This is a genomic window from Streptomyces sp. NBC_00306 (genome assembly GCF_036169555.1).
Lineage (GTDB): Bacteria > Actinomycetota > Actinomycetes > Streptomycetales > Streptomycetaceae > Streptomyces > Streptomyces achmelvichensis.
This window is the reverse complement of sequence record NZ_CP108032.1, coordinates 7,005,301-7,025,249: the sequence shown is the minus strand read 5'-3', so window position 1 is coordinate 7,025,249 and position 19,949 is coordinate 7,005,301. Positions and strand designations below refer to the sequence as shown.

The following is a 19,949-nucleotide window of genomic DNA, read 5'->3' as shown; positions in this document are numbered from 1 at the left end:
GAGATTTTCGATCATTGCCGTCACATCTCCCGTTCTACACTGCCGATCCAATCCATCCTATTTCGGACACGCCGCCCGTCGCGCCGTCTGCGGGGGTCCCGCCCGGCGGGGGCGATACCGAGGGCGTATCGCCCCACTTGCCGTGATTCAGCACCGGTACAGCTTACGTTGTACAACGCCCAGTGATACGCCGGGGTGTTGCGCGCATTACAAGAACACTCCAATCGTGGTCAACCATCCCTGTCCGGACAGGAATTGACCCGCCCTTGACGTTCCGGGGCCACGACCGCCTGGGCCCGGCTCCGAGGCCCGCCCGCCGCCGGGCGCGTCCGGTGGCCCGTCGACTGACAGGACGCAGAAAGGCCCCCGCCCGGATGCCAGGGCGGGGGCCTTTTCGCGGACCGGTCCAGGAAACGGCCTCGGGGACCTAGCGGCCGGTCTCCTTCTCGTACGCCTTGAGGACCTCAGCGGTGGGACCGTCCATCAGCAGCTCGCCCTTTTCCAGCCACAGGACGCGGTCGCAGGTGTCCCTGATGGAGCCGAGGCTGTGACTGACCAGGAACACCGTGCCCGCGTGCTCCCGGAGCTCCCGGATGCGCTGCTCGGAGCGGATCTGGAACTTGCGGTCGCCCGTCGCCAGCGCCTCGTCGATCATCAGGACGTCGTGGTCCTTGGCCGCCGCGATGGCGAACCGGAGCCGTGCGCCCATGCCCGAGGAGTAGGTGCGCATCGGCAGGGTGATGAAGTCGCCCTTCTCGTTGATCCCGGAGAAGTCGACGATGTCCTGGTATCGCTCGCGGACCTCCTCGCGCGACATGCCCATGGCCAGGCCACCGAGGATGACATTGCGCTCACCGGTCAGGTCGCCCATCAGCGCGGCGTTCACGCCGAGCAGCGAGGGCTGGCCGTCGGTGTAGACCTTGCCGTGCTCGGTGGGGAGCAGGCCGGCTATGGCCCGCAGCAGGGTGGACTTGCCGGAACCGTTGGTGCCGATCAGGCCGATGGCCTCGCCGCGGTACGCGGTGAAGGAGACGCCCCGTACGGCGTGGACCTTGCGCACACCGCGGGACTCGCCCTTGTCGCGCTTGATGATCCTGTTCAGGGCTGCGGTGGCGCTGCCCTTGCCGCCCGAGCTGCCGTGCACGCGGTACACGATGTGCACGTCGTCGGCGATCACTGTGGGGACGCGCCCCAGGTTCTTGTCAGCCACGGCCGTACCGTTCTTCAGCCTTCCAGAAGTACACGAATCCACAGATGCCGAAGAGGACCGCCCAGCCCACGGCCCACATCCAGACGTGCGGCGGCAGGTTCTCCGAGCCGTAGCCGTCGATCAGACCGAAGCGGATGAGGTCCATGTAGACCGCCGCGGGGTTCAGCTGGAGGACGTCCGAGATCCAGGCCGGCTTGTCCTTCAGCATGATCGGGATGGAGTACATGACGCCCGAGGCGTACATCCACGTCCGCATGATGAAGGGCATCAGCTGGGCGAGGTCGGGCGTCTTGCTGCCGAGCCTGGCCATGACGAGCGCCAGGCCGGTGTTGAAGACGAACTGCAGAACCAGCGCCGGGATGATCAGCAGCCAGGACAGACTCGGGTAGCTGCCGAAGCCCACCGCGATCACGAACAGCACGATCATCGAGAAGAGCAGCTGCTGGAGCTGCTGGAGGGCGAAGGAGATCGGCAGGGACGCCCGGGGGAAGTGCAGGGCGCGGACCAGGCCGAGATTGCCGGAGATCGCCCGGACACCCGCCATCACCGAGCTCTGGGTGAAGGTGAAGACGAAGACGCCCGTGACCAGGAACGGGATGAAGACGTCGTTGGAGATGCCCTCCCTGGTCCCCAGGATGACCCCGAAGATCAGGTAGTAGACCATCGCGTTCAGCAGGGGCGTCACGACCTGCCACAGCTGGCCGAGCTTCGCCTGGCTGTACTGGGCCGTCAGCTTGGCCTGCGAGAAGGCCAGGATGAAGTGGCGTCGGCCCCACAGCTGCCTGATGTACTCGGCCATCCCGGGCCGGGCACCGCTGACCGACAGGCCGTACTTGGCGGCGAGGTCCGCCGCGGAAAGGCCCTGGTCGGCGGATGGCGGGGCGGTCATCGTGATCGCACCGTCGTGGGTTGTGTCACTCACAAGTTGAAACTTTCGTCTTCAAGATGCGCGGCAGATGGGGGCGCGGCGTCGGACGCGCCGGGTACCCGGACGTGCCCGATGCTCTCAGGACCGAGCTTGTCAGATGACAGGAGGTCGGCCCAGTCGGGTGAGCCGCCATACCGTACGCCACTTCATGGGCCGGCGGGGACCGCAGGGGGTCCGCCAGCCCTCCTTGAAGCCGCCCATCCATGCCTTGAGGGCGGACACCGAGGGGCGCCGGGCGAGGGTGAGCAGCACCCAGACACCGAGATAGATCGGCACCAGCGGGGCGGGCAGATTCCGGCGGGCGAGCCAGACCCGGTTACGGGCCACCATCCGGTGATAGACCGCGTGCCGCGACGGGGGCATGGTCGGGTGGAACAGCACCATGTCCGCGCGGTAGTCGATGGCCCAGCCGGCGTCGAGGGCACGCCAGGCGAGATCCGTCTCCTCGTGGGCGTAGAAGAACTCGTCGGGCAGGCCGCCGACCTCGGCGAGGACCTGTGTGCGTACGGCGTTGGCGCCGCCGAGGAAGGTCGTCACCCGCGAGGAGCGCATCGGGTCGGAGGCACGCAGCCGCGGGACGTGGCGGCGCTGGGTGAGGCCGGTCTCCGGGTCGGCGATGCGGAAGCTGACGATGCCCAGCTTCGGATCGTCGGCGAAGGCCTGTCGCACCAGCTCCGCGGTGTCGGTGCCGGGGAGCAGACCGTCGTCGTCGAGGAAGAGCAGCGCGTCGACGCCGGAGCCGGACGGCCCGAAGGCCTCGATGCCGACGTTGCGGCCGCCGGGGATGCCCAGGTTCTCGGGCAGATCCACGGTCCGGACGAACGGGAAGTCCTCGACACCCGTCACCGGGGCACCGTTGCCGACGACCACGGTCTCGATCGGGTCGCCGTCCTGCTTGGCGACCGAGTCGAGGAGCGCGCGCAGGTCGTCCGGACGGTTGCCCATGGTGATGATGACGGCGCCGACCTTCAGCGGCTTCACGGCACTCACCTCAGCCTGCTGGAGACGAGGACGGACACCAGGTGCAGCAGCGTCTGGAGCAGCGCGATACCGGCGAGGACCGCGACTCCGAGGCGGGTGAAGAACAGATCGCCGCGGATCTGGTCCACCACGGCGAGCGCCAGGATGAGCAGCGACGCCTCGATGCCGAGGATCAGCCGGTGGAACTTGAGCGCCCCGGCGGCCCGGCGGGCGAGTGCCATACCGGAGGAGCGCGGCTCGGCGGCGGCGTCCTTGACCGGAGGCAGTCCGCCCTGGTGGCGCGCGACCCCGACCAGGTCGGTCTCGGCCTTGATCAGGATCGCGCCGAGTGCGGCGAGGGTGCCGAGGAACGCCCAGAGCCAGTCGATCTGCCCCGGGCCCCACAGGTCGGCGGCGCGCAGGCCGAGACCGACGAGGACCGCCGCGTCGCACAGATAGGCGCCGACGCGGTCCAGGTAGACCCCGGAGAGCGAGAACTGCTTCTTCCAGCGGGCGACCTCACCGTCGACACAGTCCAGCAGCAGATAGAGCTGGACGGCGACGACGCCGAGGACGGCGCCCCAGATGCCCGGCACCAGCAGCGCCGGGGCGGCGAGCACGCCGCAGATGGTCATCACGTACGTCAGCTGGTTCGGCGTGACCTTCGTGGTGACCAGGAGGCGGGTGATGCGCAGCGAGATCTCGCGCATGTACAGGCGTCCGCCCCAGTGCTCTCCGCTGCGCCGGTCCTTCACTCCCGCCGGGTGAACGACCGGGCGGAGTTCAGCTACGGATGGTCTTGGCATAGTCGGCGTACGCGTCCCTGATCTGATCGGTGGTGAGGTCAAGGTGCTCGAGGATGGTGAAACGGCCCGGACGGGTCTGCGGCGCGTACTCCACGGCTCGGACGAACTCGTCCGCGGAGAAGCCGATGCCATCGGGCAGCACGGGAAGTCCGTGTCTGCGGAGTACGTCCGCGAAGAGCCCCGACTCCTCGTGGGCGCCGCGCAGATACATCGCGAAGGCGGCTCCCAGGCCGACCTGTTCGCCATGGCTGGCGGCCCGCTTCGGATACAGCAGGTCGAAGGCGTGGCTGATCTCGTGGCAGGCACCGGACGAGGGGCGGCTGTCGCCGCTGATCGACATGGCGATGCCGGAGAGCACCAGCGCCTCGGCGAGCACGGTGAGGAACTCGTCGTCGCCGACGCCGCCGGGGTGGCGCAGAACGGCCTCGCCGGAGGTGCGGGCCATGGCGGCGGCCAGCCCGTCGACCTGCTCGCCGTTGACCTGGTGCGCCAGCTCCCAGTCCGCGATCGCCGAAATGTTGGAGATCGCGTCGCCGATGCCGGAGCGGACGAACCGTACGGGAGCGTCGCGGACCACGTCGAGGTCGATCACCATCGCGATGGGTGACGGGACACCGTAGGAACCGCGGCCGTTGTCGTTGTCGAGGATGGAGATCGGTGAGCACAGTCCGTCGTGCGCGAGGTTCGTCGCGACTGCGGCCATCGGAAGACCGACGCGCGCCGCGGCGTACTTCGCCACGTCGATGATCTTGCCGCCGCCGAGACCGACCACGGCGTCGTAGCGCCGCTTGCCCTTCACGTCGTCGGCGAGCTGCACGGCGGAGTCGATGGTCCCGTCGCGGACCTCAAACCAGTCGGCGCCGGGCAGCGCCGGCGCGAGTCGCTCGCGCAGTGCCTGCCCCGAGCCGCCGCTGATGGCGACGGCCAGCTTGCCGGATCCGGAGATCCGCTGGTCGGCCAGAAGGCCCGCCAGGTCGTCCAGGGCTCCCGCGCGGATGTCGACGACGACCGGGGACGGGATCAGCCGGGTCAGTACAGGCACGCGATCTCACGGCCCTTCGCGAGGTCGTCGTGGTTGTCGATCTCGACCCACGGGACGTCGCCGATGGGAGCCACGTCGATCCGGAAGCCGCGGTTGACGAGCTCCTGGTAGCCGTCCTCGTAGTAGAGGTCGGGGTCGCGCTCGAAGGTGGACTTCAGCGCGTCGGCCAGCTCCTCGCCCGCCTCGGGCTCGATGAGGGTGACGCCGATGTACTCGCCGGTCGCGGCGGCCGGGTCCATCAGCTTGGTGATGCGCTGCACGCCCTGGTCGCCGTCCGTGATGACCTTCATCTCCTCGTCGGCGAGCTGCTTCACCGTGTCGAGGGCGAGGATGATCTTCCGGCCGTCGCCGCGGGCGGCGAGAAGGGAGTGCTCGACCGACACCGGGTGGACGGTGTCGCCGTTGGCGAGGATGACGCCCTTCTTCAGGACGTCACGGGCGCACCACAGGGAGTAGGCGTTGTTCCACTCCTCGGCCTTGTCGTTGTCGACGAGGGTGAGCTTGAGGCCGTACTTCGCCTCCAGGGCCGCCTGGCGCTCGTACACGGCCTCCTTGCGGTAGCCGACGACGACGGCGACCTCGGTGAGCCCGATCTCCGCGAAGTTCTTCAGGGCGATGTCGAGGACGGTCGTGGCCTCGCCGTCCTGTTCAGGGCCTACGGGCACGAGGGCCTTGGGGAGCGTGTCGGTGTAGGGGCGCAGACGCCGTCCGGCACCGGCTGCCAAAACAAGGCCGATCATGCGGGTTCTCCTTCGTCATGAACTGCGGGTGCTGCGGAGGACACCCAGAAGCGGATGCTCTCCACGAGCACCACGAGTGCGACGGCGACAGCGAGGGCCGCCAGCGCGATGGTGAAGTCGGTGTCGGTGACCAGGGCGGCCAGCAGCACGACGAGCAGGATCCGCCCCTCGTGTCCTCCGGTCGCCCGTACCAGCCAGTGCGGCGGAGCGCCCGTGCCGCCGCGGATGCGGTACACCGTGTCGTAGTGATGGTAGGCGACCGCGGCCACCAGGCCGTAGGCCGCGGGCAGTGCTCCGTTCACGTCCGCGGCCACCGCGAGCGCCAGGATCGCCCCGTATTCGGCGGCCCTGAACACGGGTGGGACGAGCCAGTCGAGCGCGCCCTTGAGGGGGCGGGCGACGGCGAGGCCGGAGGTGATGACATACGTCACGGCCGCGACGACCGGCCAGAGGGAGCCGTAGTCGCTGAACACGGCGGCGGCCACCAGGCCCGCACCGCCCACGAACGCGATGGCGGGCGGCGCCATCGCGGGGAGCCCGGCGACGAACCTGCGGCCCGCGCGCGCGACCGCCTCCGCGAGCGGCCCCGAGTCGGCGAGGTCCGCCAGGGCCTGCGCGGCACGGTCGGTCCTGCGCGCCTTGCGGGTGAGGGAGCGCAGCAGCCGGCCGGCCGTGGTGTAGCAGGCGGCGAAGGCGCAGCCGACGAGGAGGGCGTAGAAGACGATCCGGGGTGTGGTGACGGCGGTCAGGACCGCGATCATGGCCCACCGCTCACCGATCGGCAGCACGATCATGCGGCGCACCCACACCGTCCAGCCGACGCTGTCGAGCTTGTCGGAGAGTGCGGCGGTCGGGCTGGTGTTGGACTCGGCGTCGTGGTTCGCCTCGTTGAACGAGAAGTCCACGACATGGCGGCACGTCTGCAGCACCATCGCGCCCAGGGCCAGCGCCCAGACGTCGTCACCGCCGCGGGCCGCGCCCAGTGCCAGGCCCGCGTAGTAGGCGTACTCCTTGGCGCGGTCGAAGGTGGCGTCGAGCCAGGCGCCCATCGTCGAGTACTGGAGCGAGTACCGGGCGAGCTGCCCGTCCGTGCAGTCCAGGACGAAGGAGAAGAGCAGCAGCAGGCCGGCCGCGATGTACCCGCCGCGGGTGCCGCTGGCCGCGGCCCCGGCCGCGATCAGGGCGGTGATCAGGGATGCGGTGGTGACCTGGTTGGGGGTCAGCCCCCGGCGCGCGCACCAGCGGGCGATGTAGCGCGAGTACGGGCTGATGAAGAAGGTGGTGAAGAAGCCGTCCCGGGCCTTCACGGCCGACCGCAGCCGTACCTCTTCGTCGTCGACGGCCGCGACGGCCTGACGGGCCTCGTTGCGGGTCTGCGGATCGGCGGGCACGGTCGCGACGAGCGAACCGAGCTCGGGCCGGTGGACGGGGGTGCCGGCGGAGTCCAGGGTGACGGCGAGCAGGCCGGGCAGGTCGGGCGCGCGCAGGGCGGTTCCGAGGCCGGCCGCGCTCGCCTCCGTGTCCGCACTCGCCTCCGTGTCCGGGGTCGTCTGCGCGTCCGGGGTCGCCGCAGCGCTCTGCGGTGCCGCAGCGGAAGCGTCGGCGTCGCCGGGCAGGTCCGAGACTCCGGCGGCCGTCTCCGCCGCGGGGGCGGGAGCCGTGGTGGCCGCGAAGGCCTTCGCCAGGGCCGCACGCGCCTCGGGCTGCGCCGTGAGTGCGCCGGGGACCGCGGAGGCCGGGAAGCGGGGGTCCGTCAGGGCCAGCCGCAGGGAGTGGACGTGGCCCACGAAGCGCGCGTCCACCACCGCGACGCGCTCCGCGGCCGGGACGGCGGCGAGGAGCGCCTCGCTCTCGGCGGCACCCGGAGCGACGCGTACGTCGAAGCCCAGTGACCGCAGATCGCCCTCGAGCGACGATCCGGGTACGGGCGGACCGGTGAGGATGGCGGTCGACAGACGGACTCACTCCTTGGAACCGAGGGTGCGGATGCGCGGCGGCTCGGCCCGGTGTGCGGGCGGCGGCTCGTCGGCAGAGGCTATCGGATGCGCTGAGGCCGGAGTTCACTGGCCGTTTACGCCCCGCTCGACACGGCGGAACCCCCGGGAGGGTCCGCGGCCTCATCATTGTCGATCACCGCCTCGCCCCACAAACCGCGGGGCCCGGCCCAGGAACCGCCCGGCCCGATCGCGACCGCAGACCCTAAGCTGGCCGCCATGACTTGGCTGATCACAGGTGGAGCGGGATATATCGGCGCACATGTGGCGCTGGCCATGACGGCGGCGGGCGAGAAGGTCGTCGTGCTCGACGACATCTCGTCGGGGGTCACCGAGCGGCTGCCCGAGGGGATCGAACTGGTGCGGGGAGCCGTCCTGGACCGCGAGCTGCTGGACCGTACCTTCGCCGATCACGATGTCACCGGCGTCGTCCATCTCGCGGCGAAGAAGCAGGTCGGGCAGTCCGTCGAGCAGCCGCTGCACTACTACCGGGAGAATCTGCACGGACTCACCGTGCTGCTGGAGGCGGTCGTCGAGGCGGGCGTGCGGCAGTTCCTGTTCTCGTCGTCGGCCGCCGTGTACGGGGTGCCCGAGCTGGACCTGATCCCGGAGTCGGCGCCCTGCGTCCCCATCAATCCGTACGGCGAGACCAAGCTGGCCGGTGAGTGGCTGGTACGGGCCACGGGCCGGGCGCACTCAATCTCGACGGCCTGCCTGCGGTACTTCAACGTGGCCGGCGCGGCCCGCCCCGAGCTCGCCGACACCGGAGTGTTCAACATCATTCCGATGTTTTTCGACCGGATCACGCGGGGTGAGGCACCTCGCATCTTCGGCGACGACTACCCGACCCCGGACGGCACCTGTGTCCGCGACTACATCCATGTCGCGGACCTGGCCGACGCCCATCTGACCGTCGCCCGCCGGCTGGCCGAGCAGCAGAGTGCCGGCGATCTCACGGTCAACATCGGTCGCGGGGTCGGGGTCTCGGTGCGCGAGCTCGCCGATCTGGTGGGCGAGATCACCGGGTACGACGCCCGGCCGGTCATCGAGCCACGGCGCGCGGGCGATGCCGCGAAGGCGGTCGCCTCGGTCGACCTGATCACCGAGGAGCTCGGCTGGAGCGCCTCGCGCGGGGTGCGCGAGATGGTGGAGTCGGCCTGGGAGGGCTGGTGCCTGCGGCACCCGGAAGCCCGCTCGAAGTGATCTTTCACGCGTCTGACCTGCGGGTCGTTTCCGCAGGTCAGGCGATATGACAACGGTGTTCAGTGCCGTGTTGCCCGGTACCCCGCGGGCGTAGTTCACTGAGGTCTCGGCAGCACGATTTCCGACGACCGGAGGCGTTCTCATGGGGGCTGGGCACGACCACGGGCATGCGCACGGCGGCCCGCCGCCGACCGGCACCGCGGCCTCCGCCTACAAGGGACGGCTGCGCATCGCGCTGACGATCACGCTCGGTGTGATGGTGCTGGAGATCGTCGGCGGTGTGCTGGCCGATTCTCTCGCCCTGATCGCCGACGCCGCCCACATGGCGACGGACGCGGTCGGTCTCGCGATGGCGCTGCTGGCGATCCACTTCGCCAACCGGCCGGCCGGCGGCAACCGCACCTTCGGTTTCGCGCGGGCCGAGATACTCGCGGCCCTCGCCAACTGTGTGCTGCTCCTCGGCGTCGGCGGCTTCCTGCTCTACGAGGCGGTGGAGCGGTTCATCACCCCGGCCGAGACCAAGGGCGGACTCGCCATCGCGTTCGCCCTCGTCGGTCTGGTCGCCAACGCCGTATCCCTCTCGCTGCTGATGCGCGGGCAGAAGGAGAGCCTCAATGTCCGCGGCGCCTATCTGGAGGTGCTGGCGGACACCCTCGGATCGCTCACCGTGCTGGTGGCGGCGACGATCATCCTCTTCACCGGCTGGCAGGCCGCCGACCCGATCGCCTCACTGGTGATCGGCCTCATGATCGTGCCGCGCACCCTGAAACTGCTCCGCGAGACGCTGAACGTCCTGCTGGAGGCGGCGCCCAAGGGCGTCGACATGGCGGAGGTGCGCACGCACCTCCTGGGCCTTCAGGGCGTGGAGGACGTGCACGACCTGCACGCCTGGACGATCACCTCCGGGATGCCGGTGCTCTCCGCGCATGTGGTGGTGGACCCGGATGTGCTGGACGCGGTGGGCCACGAGAAGCTGCTGCACGATCTCCAGGGATGCGTCGGCGGCCACTTCGACGTGGAGCACTGCACCTTCCAGCTGGAGCCGGTCGGCCATGCCGAGCACGAGGCCCGGCTCTGCCACTGAGGGCTGTGCACCGGGCTGTTACGCTGGCACCCACGCTTGAGAGGAGCTGAGTTGATGACCGTCGCAGGGACGGCTGCCCTGTGCAGCCCCCGGTCCGTCCTCGGCTTCCGGGTTACCGGCTGACCCGTATCTCGTACGTCGGCCGGAGCCCTCACACACTCAAGGGTTTCCACGTTGTCCGACAACGCCATGCACGACGCCTTCTTCGCCCTGCACCACGGTCTTCCGCGGCAGGGTCCAGGTTCTGACGACACCACCCGCCGGCTGCTCGCTCTCGCGTCGCTCGCCGGCACGCTGCCCGCTGCTCCGCGGGTACTCGATCTCGGCTGCGGCCCCGGCCGTGCCGCCCTGCTGCTGGCCGCCGAGGCCGGCGCCCGGGTGACGGCGGTCGATCTGCATCAGCCGTTCCTCGACGAGCTGCGGCAGAGCGCCGAAGCCCGCGGGCTCGGCGACGCGATCAGCACCGTCACGGCCGACATGGCCGATCTCCCCTACCCCGACGGCTCGTTCGATCTCGTCTGGGCCGAGAGCTCCGCCTACAGCATCGGCTTCGACACCGCCCTGCGCCGGTGGCGGCGGCTGCTCGCGCCGGGCGGCGCGCTCGTGGTCACCGAGTGCGAGTGGACGACCGGCACCCCGTCGGCCGACGCGCGCGCCTTCTGGGACCAGCACTGTCCGCTGCGCACGAGCGGCGAGAACATCGCCGCGGCCGTCGCAGCGGGCTACCACGTTCTCGGGGTGCACCAGCAGCCCGAGAGCGACTGGGAGGAGTACTACGGGCCGCTCGGCGCCCGCGCCGACGCCGCCGACTCCTCCACTCCGGGCATGACGGAGGCGCTCGCCGCCACCCGGCAGGAGATCGCGGTACGCCGCGACCTGGGCACGGAGTACGGCTACACCGGCTACGCGCTGCGGGCCGCCGATCCGCGCTGGCGCACCAGGCCGGAGACGGCGGACGACGTCCCGGCGGTCCGTGCGGTCAACGCGTCCGCCTTCCCCACCGCGGAGGAGGCGGGGCTCGTGGACGCCCTGCGGCGGGACGCCGGGGCGTGGGTGCCGGGCATGTCGTACGTCGCCGAGGCGGCGGACGGCTCGGTCGCCGCGTACGCGCTGCTCACCCGCTGTCATGTCGACGGCGCCCCGGCACTGGCCCTGGCGCCGGTCGCCGTGTCGCCGGAGCACCAGCGCGGCGGAGCGGGTCAGGCCGTCGTGCGGGCGGTACTCGATGTGGCACGGATGCAGGGGGAACCGCTGGTGCTGGTCCTCGGCCATCCGGACTACTATCCGCGGTTCGGTTTCGAACCTGCTTCGCAGTACGGAATCCGGCCATCTTTCGAGGTACCTGATGAGGCCATGATGGCCCTTGTGCTCGACGGTTCTTCCGGTGTGCCGCGGGGCACGATCCGCTACCCGGAGGCTTTCGGCGTCTGATGCATGAATCCGTCCCCGCCGCACGCCGGCGCGGCGGGGACGGACATGCCCGGACTGCCGAAGTGCGGACAAGCCGCTTTTGTACGGCAGACTGGGCAGGCCCCCGAGGGCCGAGGACCGACGCGAAGGATGGTTATGCCGACCTCACCCGCCACCGCCACGAACAGCACGTCGAACGGCGTCTCACCAGCGATCCTGCTCGAACTGGTCGACGAGGACGGCAATACCGTCGGCACCGCTGAGAAGCTCTCGGCCCACCAGGCTCCCGGCCGGTTGCACCGGGCGTTCTCCGTGTTCCTCTTCGACGAGCACGGCCGGCTGCTGCTCCAGCGCCGCGCGGCGGGGAAGTACCACTCCCCCGGTGTCTGGTCGAACACCTGCTGCGGACACCCCTATCCGGGCGAGGCACCCTTCGCCGCCGCAGCCCGGCGGACGCACGAGGAGCTGGGTATCTCGCCCTCGCTGCTCGCCGAGGCGGGCACGGTCCGCTACAACCACCCGGACCCGGACTCGGGCCTGGTGGAGCAGGAGTACAACCACCTCTTCGTCGGTCTGGTGCAGGCTCCGCTGCGGCCGAATCCGGAGGAGGTCGGCGAGACGGCGTTCGTGACGCCGGAGGAACTGGCGGAGCGGCATGCCGAGGGCCCGTTCTCGGCGTGGTTCATGACGGTGCTCGACGCGGCGCGTCCGGCGGTCAAGGAACTGACGGGTCCGTCCAGCGGCTGGTGAACCAGCCCCGGGCGGCTTCACGCCGGGCGACGCCGGAGCTGGGAGCGGTGCGGTGCCGGGGCGGCTTCACTCCGGAGCTTGGTGCGGTGCCGGTGCGGCGCCGTGCCGGTGCCTAGAGCGGCGCGGTGCCTGCGTCCTGCGGCGCCGGCGCCGGTTGCGCGTCCGGCCGCAGGGGCAGCGCCGCCCAGATGATCTTTCCACCGCCGGCGGTGTGCTCGACGTCGCAGGAGCCGCCGGCCTCCAGCGTGATCTCCCGGACGAGCAGCAGCCCCCGGCCGCCGGTCTGCCCCCAGTCGGTCACCAGCGCCTTGGGGCGGTAGGGGTGGTTGTCCTCCACGGAGACCCGGATCCACTCGGTGCCGATGGCGACCTCGACCGCGATCTCGGGCGAGAGCAGGGCCGCGTGCCGTACGGCATTGGTCACCAGCTCGGAGACGATCAGCAACAGCCCCTGGACGAGGTCGTCCTGGACCGGTACGCCCTGACGGTTGAGCAGGTCCCGCACGGCGTGTCGCGCTTGGGGTACCGACACGTCGACCGCGGGTGCGGTGAAGCGCCAGATGCCCTCGTACGACAGCGGCCGGGCCGGGACGCTCCCGCGGCTCTCCATAGTCCGGCACCACCCTTGAATCGACTGCTCCTGACCATCGAGTAATCAGTGTTGGCAGTGAGTTGGTCCGGACCGAGAGGCTGAACAGAAGTCAGCATCTATCGACGTCTTTTGACCGGGTGCGTATGACAGGGTCAAGCGCGCGACTGTTCCTGATCTTGTTCTGGTCACTTCTCCGGCGGAATCGGACATCTCCTTCTGACCACGGCCGGGCAGGCCCGGGCGAGGGCCCCGGCGTACCTGAGCGATCACCCGACGGACGCGGCGGATAGCATCCCGCGCATGGAGCAGTCGGAACCGGGTCCGCGGCTGGTGCACACCGTCACGGACGGCGTCGCCACCGTCGTCATCAGCAATCCCGCCAAGCGCAACGCCATGACCGCCGCGATGTGGCGGGCCCTGCCGGAGCTGCTCGGACGCCTGGAAGCCGACGCGTCCGTCCGCGCTCTCGTGCTGACCGGCGAGGGCCCGACTTTCTGCGCGGGGGCCGACATCTCGTCGTTGCGGGAGCCCGGTGAGAGCCCGCAGGACCTCGCCGTGCGGGCCGAGGAGGCGCTCGCCGCGTTCGCCAAGCCGACCGTCGCGGCCGTCCGCGGCTACTGCGTGGGCGGCGGCTGTCAGCTGGCGGCCGCCTGCGATCTGCGATTCGCCGAGACTGACGCCCTGTTCGGGGTGACCCCGGCGAAGCTCGGCATCGTGTATCCGTCCTCCTCCACCCGCCGGCTGGTGTCCCTGGTGGGCCCCTCCGCGGCCAAGTACCTGCTGTTCTCGGGCGAGTTGATCGACACCGCACGGGCGCTGCGCACCGGGCTGGTGGACGAGGTGCTGCCGCCCGGAGAGCTGGGCAAGCGGGTGGCCGAGTTCACCCGGGTCGTGGCGACGCGTTCGCAGCTCACGCAGGCCGCCGCGAAGGAGTTCGCGACGGGCCGCACGGACCGGGACGCGTACTGGCAGGCGCAGGCGCACGGCGGCGGCGATACCGCCGAGGGCATCGCCGCCTTCCTGGAGCGGCGCGCGCCGCGCTTCACCTGGACCGTGTGAGCCCGACGGCGTCAGCTCTCCCCGCTCAGGACCCTCTCGGCCCCGCGCCGCCAGCGGTCGACGATCCGGGCCGGGGCCTTGTCGGGTGATCCGGCGTCGTACGGCGGCTGCGGATCGTATTCGGTCAGCAGCTGCACCGTCTGGGCCAGCTCGTCGCCGCCGATCCGGCCCAGCAGATGCAGCGCCATGTCGATGCCGGACGAGACGCCCGCGGCGGTGACGTACTTCCCGTCGAACACCACCCGCTCACCGCTGGGTTCGGCGCCCAGCGGTACGAGTTCCTCCAGCGCCAGCCAGTGCGAGGTGGCCCGGCGGCCCCGCAGGAGCCCGGCGCCGGCCAACACGAGGGAACCGGTGCACACGGACGTGGTCCAGGTGCTGGTGGCGTCCGCCGTGCGCAGCCACGAGAGGACCGTCTCGTCCCGCATCGCCTCGCGGGCGCCGGGGCCACCGGGCACCAGCACGATGTCGGGGGCCGTCACCTCTGTCAGCGCCCGGTCGGCGACCAGGGCGAGCGAGCCCTGGTCGTTGCGTACCGGGCCGGGCTGCTGGGCCACGAAGACCGTCTCCGCACCCGGGACGCGGGCGAGGAGCTCGTACGGGCCGACGGCGTCCAGCGAGGTGAATCGGTCGAAGAGGAGAACGGCGATCTGCATCGGGTTCCTTGTCGGGATTGGCGGCAGGTCAGGGCGTGGTGGCAGGTCGGGAGCCGGGGAGTGACGGCTTCGCGTGCGGTGCCGCGGCGCGGAAGCGGCGGCGGTACTCCGCGGGCCCGGTGCCGAGGGCTTTCAGGAACGCCCGGCGCATCGCCTCGGGCGTGCCGTAGCCGGACGCGCGCGAGACCTCCTCGACCCCGTCGGCGGTGTCCTCCAGCAGCCGTCTGGCGTGTTCGAGCCGTACGCCGTCGACATAACGCCCGGGCGTCGTCCCCGTCTCGGCCTGGAACGCCCGGGCGAAGTGACGCGGCGACAGCCGGGCCCGGCCGGCCAGCGCCTCGACGGACAGATCGCCGCCGGGGTGCTCGGTGACCCACTGCTGGACCTCGCGCAGCGGCTCGCGGTGCGCGGTCTGGGCGGCGAGCTGCGTGCTGAACTGCGCCTGGTTGCCCGGCCGCCGGAGGAACACGACGAGGTGACGGGCGACGGTCAGTGCGATGTCACGGCCGTGATCCTCCTCGACGAGCGCGAGGGCCAGGTCGATGCCCGCCGTGACGCCCGCGGAGGTCGCGATGTGTCCGTCGCGCACGTAGACCGGGTCCGGGTCGACCTCGACCCGCGGATAGGTGCGGGCGAAGTGATCACAGACGGCCCAGTGGGTGGTGGCCCGGCGGCCGTCGAGCAGGCCGGCCTCGGCGAGCAGCAGGGCTCCGGTGCAGACGGAGACGAGGCGCTCGGCCCGGGGGCCGTTCTCGCGAAGCCAGTCGATCAGGGCGGGGTCGGGCCGTCGGGTGCCCTGTCCGCCGGGGACGAGCAGGGTGTGCGGCGCCGGCGCCCCGGCCAGGGTGGTGTCCGGGAGCAGGGTCAGCCCGCTGGTCGTCCGTACGGGCGCGGTGCCGAGCGCGGCCGTCCGCAGCGGGTAGCCACCGCGGCCGCCGGTCACCTTGCCGGCGCCCGTGAACACCTCCACGGGGCCCGTCACATCGAGGCTCTGCACTCCGTCGAAGAGGACGACTAGCACGGATCGGTCGGTCATGCCTTCATCCTTCGCCGGACCGCCGATGTCCGCAATGACGAAGAACCCACCTTTCCTGCCATGATGGCGGCGCGGAGCTGACGGGCCCGAGCGGCGGCCCGGGCACCCGCCTTCACTGCCGTACCGACCAGTCGGTAACGTGCAGTCCATGACCTCTTCGCCGCGCGCGGGACGCCGCTGCCACCACGCACTCAATCCGATGCACTCGACGGTGTACTTCTCGCCCGACCTGGCGTCGGAGATGGCCGGGATCGGCATTGAGGACTCCAGCGCCGCGTACTTCGCTGCCCGTGCCGCCGCGATGGGAGCCGTCGGGCCCGGCGCCGTGACGGCGACCTTCTACAACTTCAACCACGAGCTGATCGCGCGGCACCTGCCGGCGGTGTGGGAGACCGCGTCTCCCGAGCAGGTGCTCCAGGCGCGGCTGCGCGCCGTGGACACCACGCTGCGGCGGCTGCTGGGCGCCGAGGCGATCGCCTCCGAGGAACTGGCCGAGGCCGCCGAGCTGGCCCTGCGCGCCGCCGAGGCGTGCACGCGCCACGCCCGGCCGCTGTACGCCGCACACGCCGATCTGCCCGTCCCCGACGAGCCGCATCTCGCGTACTGGCACGCCGCGACGCTGCTGCGCGAGCACCGCGGCGACGGTCATGTCGCGGCACTGCTGGCCATGGAGCTGGACCCGCTGGAGGCGCTGGTGAGTCACACCGCCACGGGCCGCGGCATGGCGCCGCGCTGGATCCTCGCGACGCGCGGCTGGCGGCGCACGGACTGGGAGGCGGCCGAGAGCCGGCTGCGGGAGCGCGGCCTGCTCTCCCCCGAGGGTGAACTGACCGACGCCGGCACCGCGCTGAGGGCGGAGCTGGAGGACCTCACGGACCGCATCGACCGCGCACCGTACGAACACCTGGGTGCCGAGGGCGTCGAGCGGCTCACCGAGCTCGCGCGCGGGTTCCTGACGCAGGCGCTGTCGGCGGGAGCCTTCCCGTCGGATGCCGTCGGCTGACGACCGGCGGTCCGGCCACCGGCAGTGCGTCGGCCCTTCTCGGGGCGACGTTTGCCGGGGATCTTCACGGCAACCCGACCGGTGCAAGGTCATCGACACTGGAGGTTCCCGTGCGCGCCATCGCAGACGCACTTCGTACAGTCGGCTCCGCCATCGCCACGGTGGTCACGCTGCCCTTCCGCCTGCTCGCCAAGCTCTTCGGCGGTGCGTCCGGCGGCGGACGGCGCACCCGCCGCGTGTGAGGCGGCGCGCGACACGGCACCCGGCCACCCGGCACAATGCACTCTCAAGCATTGCCAGCACGAGAAGGCGAGTCGGGGAACCGTGACGACGTCCATCGAAGGCAGGATCGCCGAGGAACTCGGCGTACGGGAGCGGCAGGTCAGGGCGGCCGTGGAGTTGCTCGACGGCGGCTCGACCGTGCCGTTCATCGCGCGCTACCGCAAGGAAGCGACCGAGCTGCTCGACGACGCGCAGCTGCGCACGCTCGAGGAGCGGCTGCGTTATCTGCGGGAGCTGGAGGAGCGCCGGACCGCCGTCCTGGAGTCCGTACGCGAGCAGGGCAAGCTGGACGAGGCGCTGGAGGCGCAGATCCGGGCCGCCGACACCAAGGCGCGTCTGGAGGACATCTACCTGCCGTTCAAGCCCAAGCGGCGCACCAAGGCGCAGATCGCCCGCGAGGCCGGTCTGGAGCCGCTGGCCGAGGGGCTGCTGGGCGACCCGTCGGTGGATCCGCTGTCGGCGGCCGCCGCGTTCGTCGACGCCGACAAGGGTGTGGCGGACGCCGCCGCGGCGCTGGAGGGCGCGCGGTCGATCCTCACCGAGCGCTTCTCCGAGGACGCCGATCTGATCGGCGAACTGCGCGAACGGATGTGGACGCGCGGCCGGCTGGCGGCGAAGGTGCGGGACGGCAAAGAGGAGGCGGGCGCGAAGTTCGCCGACTACTTCGACTTCGCGGAGGCCTTCACGGAGCTGCCCTCGCACCGGGTGCTGGCGATGTTCCGGGGCGAGAAGGAGGATGTTCTCGACCTCTCGCTGGAGCCGGAGGAGCCGTCCGAGCAGCCCGGCCCGTCCGCCTACGAGAACATGGTCGCCCGGCGTTTCGGAGTGGCCGACCGCGGCCGGCCGGGCGACAAGTGGCTGGCGGACACCGTGCGCTGGGCCTGGCGGACGCGGATCCTCGTGCACCTCGGGATCGATCTGCGGCTGCGGCTGCGCACGGCGGCCGAGGACGAGGCGGTACGGGTCTTCGCCGCGAATCTGCGCGATCTCCTGCTGGCCGCCCCCGCCGGTACGCGCGCGACGCTGGGCCTGGACCCGGGATTCCGTACGGGTGTGAAGGTGGCCGTGGTCGACGCGACCGGCAAGGTCGTCGCCACCGACACGATCTATCCGCACGTCCCCGCGAACAAGTGGGACGAGTCGCTGGCGAAGCTGGCGCGCCTCGCCAAGGAGCACGCGGTCGACCTGGTCGCCATCGGCAATGGCACGGCCTCCCGCGAGACCGACAAGCTCGCCGGTGAACTCATCACCAAGCACCCGGAGCTGAACCTCACCAAGGTGATGGTCTCGGAGGCGGGCGCCTCCGTGTACTCGGCGTCCGCCTTCGCCTCGCAGGAACTGCCGGGGCTCGATGTGTCGCTGCGCGGCGCGGTGTCGATCGCGCGCCGGCTCCAGGACCCGCTGGCCGAGCTCGTGAAGATCGACCCCAAGTCGATCGGCGTCGGCCAGTACCAGCACGACCTGTCCGAGGTGAAGCTCTCACGCTCGCTGGACGCGGTCGTCGAGGACTGTGTGAACGGCGTCGGCGTCGACGTCAACACCGCTTCCACACCGCTGCTTTCACGGGTGTCGGGCATCGGCGCGGGACTCGCGGAGAACATCGTCGCCCACCGCGACGCCAACGGCCCCTTCCGCTCCCGCAAGGCGCTCAAGGACGTGGCACGGCTCGGCCCCAAGGCGTACGAACAGTGCGCGGGCTTCCTGCGGATCCGCGACGGCGACGACCCGCTCGACGCCTCCAGCGTGCACCCGGAGGCCTATCCCGTGGTGCGCCGGATGGTGAAGACGGCGGGCGAGCAGGTCGCCTCGCTGGTCGGCAACGCGCCGGTGCTGCGCTCGCTGAGGCCGGCGGACTTCGTCGACGACACGTTCGGCCTGCCGACGGTCACGGACATCCTGCGGGAGCTGGAGAAGCCGGGGCGCGACCCGCGGCCCGCCTTCAAGACGGCCACCTTCAAGGACGGTGTCGAGAAGATCGGCGACCTGACGTCGGGGATGATCCTCGAGGGCGTGGTGACCAACGTGGCCGCGTTCGGCGCGTTCGTCGACGTCGGTGTCCACCAGGACGGTCTCGTCCATGTCTCCGCCATGTCGAAGACCTTCGTCAAGGACCCGCGGGACGTGGTCAAGCCGGGCGACGTGGTGAAGGTGAAGGTCCTCGACGTCGACATCCCGCGCAAGCGGATCTCGCTGACCCTGCGGCTGGAGGACGAGGCGGCCCCGAAGGCGCCGGCCGGCGGACCGCGGCAGCAGCGCGGTGAGCGTGGCGGCGGGCGTGCGCCCCAGCAGCGGCGTCAGCAGGGCGGCGGCCGTGGCGGGGACCGGCAGGCCCCTCCCCCGGCGAACAGCGCGATGGCGGACGCCCTGCGGCGCGCCGGTCTCACGGATCCGGGCCGGGGGCGCTGACGCTCACGAGTACGTCGAAGGGGCCCCGCAGGAGGGTGACTGCGGGGTCCCTTCGCGTGTGCGGACGGCGTGGCCCTGTCCGGGTCGTCGGCCTCCGTCGCGCCGGCCTCCGGACCTCGGTCAGCCGTCCGTCGGACCGTTCTCCGGACCCGGCCGGCCTTCCGTCGGGCCGTTCTCCGGACCCGGCCGACCTTCCTTCGGGCAGGCTTCGGTGCGGCCGGCTGTCCGGAGGGTCAGCCCTCCGGCGAGCACTCCACGTCGAGAAGCTTCAACGGCTTCGAGGCGTCCAAGTCCACCAGCGCACGCAGCTCCGCGGTGACCTCGCCGTGGTCGCCCCAGTGGGTCGTCACCGTGGCCCAGCCGATCCGCGCGGACTGCGCGGTGGTCACCTTGCCGATGTCGATCGACCGCGGTGTGTTCTGTGCGCAGAGCAGCACGTCGAAGCCGGGGTTGGCGGCTGCCTTCTCCTTGAGCAGGTCGGACACGCGGTTTCTGCGGTCCGCCGCGGAGGGTCCGTGCTCGCCGTAGAACCGGTCGAGGAAGGTGTGGATCTCCTTCGCCGTGTACCGGCCGTTGACGTCCACGGTGGGTGCCGCGGAGGCCGGTGAGACGGCGGCGAGCGAAAGGCCGAGACCGAGGACGGCGGCCGCGGCCGCGACGCGACGTCCGGAACGCCTGGGAGTGCGGAACATTCTGTGTACCCCGTTTCATGATTTGTGCCCATTCTCCGGGCTGGTCATGGGAGTAGATCCGCAGGGGGTACCGAAGGTCGTCGTGGACAGCCTCGC

General features: G+C 71.0%; 19 protein-coding genes. 8 read left to right on the top strand and 11 right to left on the bottom strand.

Annotation, left to right across the window (positions count from 1 at the left end; translation table 11 throughout):
* Nucleotides 1–427: 427 nt before the first annotated feature.
* From OHA05_RS31380 to OHA05_RS31350, 7 genes are all read right to left on the bottom strand, one after another.
* On the bottom strand, nt 428–1,210 hold the full coding sequence (locus tag OHA05_RS31380) for an ABC transporter ATP-binding protein (protein ID WP_313942884.1): 783 nt from the start codon (nt 1,208–1,210) through the stop codon (nt 428–430).
* Nucleotides 1,203–2,132, bottom strand: coding sequence for an ABC transporter permease (locus tag OHA05_RS31375; protein WP_313942885.1), 930 nt, complete (start codon nt 2,130–2,132; stop codon nt 1,203–1,205). The genes OHA05_RS31380 and OHA05_RS31375 overlap by 8 nt, the downstream gene beginning before the upstream one ends.
* Nucleotides 2,133–2,231: 99 nt before the next feature.
* A complete protein-coding gene (locus tag OHA05_RS31370) occupies nt 2,232–3,083 on the bottom strand; it encodes a glycosyltransferase family 2 protein (RefSeq protein ID WP_313948795.1) in 852 nt (283 codons plus the stop codon).
* A 41-nt stretch (nt 3,084–3,124) separates the two neighbouring features.
* Nucleotides 3,125–3,904, bottom strand: coding sequence for a CDP-alcohol phosphatidyltransferase family protein (locus OHA05_RS31365; protein WP_313942886.1), 780 nt, complete (start codon nt 3,902–3,904; stop codon nt 3,125–3,127).
* A complete protein-coding gene (locus OHA05_RS31360) occupies nt 3,882–4,946 on the bottom strand; it encodes an iron-containing alcohol dehydrogenase family protein (RefSeq protein ID WP_328862385.1) in 1,065 nt (354 codons plus the stop codon). The genes OHA05_RS31365 and OHA05_RS31360 overlap by 23 nt, the downstream gene beginning before the upstream one ends.
* Nucleotides 4,934–5,686, bottom strand: a complete 753-nt coding sequence (locus OHA05_RS31355) for a phosphocholine cytidylyltransferase family protein (RefSeq protein WP_328862384.1) — start codon at nt 5,684–5,686, stop codon at nt 4,934–4,936. Before OHA05_RS31355 ends, OHA05_RS31360 begins: the two co-directional genes overlap by 13 nt.
* Nucleotides 5,683–7,641, bottom strand: coding sequence for a DUF5941 domain-containing protein (locus OHA05_RS31350; RefSeq protein WP_443043854.1), 1,959 nt, complete (start codon nt 7,639–7,641; stop codon nt 5,683–5,685). Before OHA05_RS31350 ends, OHA05_RS31355 begins: the two co-directional genes overlap by 4 nt.
* Nucleotides 7,642–7,899: 258 nt before the next feature.
* Here OHA05_RS31350 and galE point away from each other — a divergent pair, with 258 nt between their 5' ends.
* The 4 genes from galE (at nt 7,900) to idi (ending at nt 12,127) form a co-directional block, all read left to right on the top strand.
* Nucleotides 7,900–8,883 (top strand): UDP-glucose 4-epimerase GalE, encoded by a 984-nt coding sequence (gene galE / locus OHA05_RS31345; RefSeq protein WP_328862382.1) that lies wholly within the window; start codon nt 7,900–7,902, stop codon nt 8,881–8,883.
* Between the two features lie 142 nt (nt 8,884–9,025).
* Nucleotides 9,026–9,967: a cation diffusion facilitator family transporter gene (locus tag OHA05_RS31340; RefSeq protein WP_313942892.1), complete on the top strand. Its 942-nt coding sequence runs from the start codon at nt 9,026–9,028 to the stop codon at nt 9,965–9,967.
* A gap of 189 nt (nt 9,968–10,156) precedes the next feature.
* The gene (locus OHA05_RS31335; RefSeq protein ID WP_328863491.1) at nt 10,157–11,398 is read left to right on the top strand and encodes a bifunctional class I SAM-dependent methyltransferase/N-acetyltransferase; all 1,242 of its coding nucleotides are present in this window, start codon (nt 10,157–10,159) and stop codon (nt 11,396–11,398) included.
* 135 nt (nt 11,399–11,533) lie between these two features.
* Nucleotides 11,534–12,127, top strand: coding sequence for an isopentenyl-diphosphate Delta-isomerase (gene idi / locus OHA05_RS31330; protein WP_313942893.1), 594 nt, complete (start codon nt 11,534–11,536; stop codon nt 12,125–12,127).
* A gap of 112 nt (nt 12,128–12,239) precedes the next feature.
* Here idi and OHA05_RS31325 read toward each other — a convergent pair whose 3' ends face one another.
* Nucleotides 12,240–12,737: an ATP-binding protein gene (locus OHA05_RS31325; protein ID WP_328862381.1), complete on the bottom strand. Its 498-nt coding sequence runs from the start codon at nt 12,735–12,737 to the stop codon at nt 12,240–12,242.
* Between the two features lie 282 nt (nt 12,738–13,019).
* On the opposite strand from OHA05_RS31325, the gene OHA05_RS31320 reads away from it, so the two are divergent.
* Nucleotides 13,020–13,778 carry an enoyl-CoA hydratase/isomerase family protein gene (locus OHA05_RS31320; RefSeq protein WP_328862380.1) on the top strand — a complete coding sequence of 253 codons (759 nt, stop codon included), beginning with the start codon at nt 13,020–13,022 and terminating at the stop codon, nt 13,776–13,778.
* 11 nt (nt 13,779–13,789) lie between these two features.
* On the opposite strand, the gene OHA05_RS31315 is transcribed toward OHA05_RS31320, so the two are convergent.
* Entirely contained in the window at nt 13,790–14,434 is a 645-nt protein-coding gene (locus tag OHA05_RS31315) for a DJ-1/PfpI family protein (RefSeq protein WP_328862379.1), read from the bottom strand.
* Between the two features lie 28 nt (nt 14,435–14,462).
* Entirely contained in the window at nt 14,463–15,470 is a 1,008-nt protein-coding gene (locus tag OHA05_RS31310; RefSeq protein ID WP_313942897.1) for a GlxA family transcriptional regulator, read from the bottom strand.
* A gap of 148 nt (nt 15,471–15,618) precedes the next feature.
* On the opposite strand from OHA05_RS31310, the gene OHA05_RS31305 reads away from it, so the two are divergent.
* From OHA05_RS31305 to OHA05_RS31295, 3 genes are all read left to right on the top strand, one after another.
* Nucleotides 15,619–16,473, top strand: coding sequence for an SCO6745 family protein (locus OHA05_RS31305; protein ID WP_328862378.1), 855 nt, complete (start codon nt 15,619–15,621; stop codon nt 16,471–16,473).
* Nucleotides 16,474–16,583: 110 nt separating this feature from the next.
* On the top strand, nt 16,584–16,715 hold the full coding sequence (locus OHA05_RS31300; protein WP_327678219.1) for an LPFR motif small protein: 132 nt from the start codon (nt 16,584–16,586) through the stop codon (nt 16,713–16,715).
* Between the two features lie 82 nt (nt 16,716–16,797).
* Complete coding sequence (locus OHA05_RS31295; RefSeq protein ID WP_313942900.1) at nt 16,798–19,161, top strand: Tex family protein; 2,364 nt, start codon at nt 16,798–16,800, stop codon at nt 19,159–19,161.
* A gap of 233 nt (nt 19,162–19,394) precedes the next feature.
* Here OHA05_RS31295 and OHA05_RS31290 read toward each other — a convergent pair whose 3' ends face one another.
* Nucleotides 19,395–19,853 (bottom strand): hypothetical protein, encoded by a 459-nt coding sequence (locus OHA05_RS31290; RefSeq protein WP_328862377.1) that lies wholly within the window; start codon nt 19,851–19,853, stop codon nt 19,395–19,397.
* Between the last annotated feature and the right edge of the window lie 96 nt (nt 19,854–19,949).

Bases quoted from the DNA above. Each gene is read 5' to 3' on its own strand.
- OHA05_RS31370 (WP_313948795.1), bottom strand. From the start codon at position 3,083: ATGGGCAACCGTCCGGACGACCTGCGCGCGCTCCTCGACTCGGTCGCC.
- OHA05_RS31365 (WP_313942886.1), bottom strand. From the start codon at position 3,904: ATGCCAAGACCATCCGTAGCTGAACTCCGCCCGGTCGTTCACCCGGCG.
- OHA05_RS31355 (WP_328862384.1), bottom strand. From the start codon at position 5,686: ATGATCGGCCTTGTTTTGGCAGCCGGTGCCGGACGGCGTCTGCGCCCC.
- galE (WP_328862382.1), top strand. From the start codon at position 7,900: ATGACTTGGCTGATCACAGGTGGAGCGGGATATATCGGCGCACATGTG.
- OHA05_RS31340 (WP_313942892.1), top strand. From the start codon at position 9,026: ATGGGGGCTGGGCACGACCACGGGCATGCGCACGGCGGCCCGCCGCCG.
- OHA05_RS31335 (WP_328863491.1), top strand. From the start codon at position 10,157: ATGCACGACGCCTTCTTCGCCCTGCACCACGGTCTTCCGCGGCAGGGT.
- idi (WP_313942893.1), top strand. From the start codon at position 11,534: ATGCCGACCTCACCCGCCACCGCCACGAACAGCACGTCGAACGGCGTC.
- OHA05_RS31325 (WP_328862381.1), bottom strand. From the start codon at position 12,737: ATGGAGAGCCGCGGGAGCGTCCCGGCCCGGCCGCTGTCGTACGAGGGC.
- OHA05_RS31320 (WP_328862380.1), top strand. From the start codon at position 13,020: ATGGAGCAGTCGGAACCGGGTCCGCGGCTGGTGCACACCGTCACGGAC.
- OHA05_RS31315 (WP_328862379.1), bottom strand. From the start codon at position 14,434: ATGCAGATCGCCGTTCTCCTCTTCGACCGATTCACCTCGCTGGACGCC.
- OHA05_RS31310 (WP_313942897.1), bottom strand. From the start codon at position 15,470: ATGACCGACCGATCCGTGCTAGTCGTCCTCTTCGACGGAGTGCAGAGC.
- OHA05_RS31305 (WP_328862378.1), top strand. From the start codon at position 15,619: ATGACCTCTTCGCCGCGCGCGGGACGCCGCTGCCACCACGCACTCAAT.
- OHA05_RS31290 (WP_328862377.1), bottom strand. From the start codon at position 19,853: ATGTTCCGCACTCCCAGGCGTTCCGGACGTCGCGTCGCGGCCGCGGCC.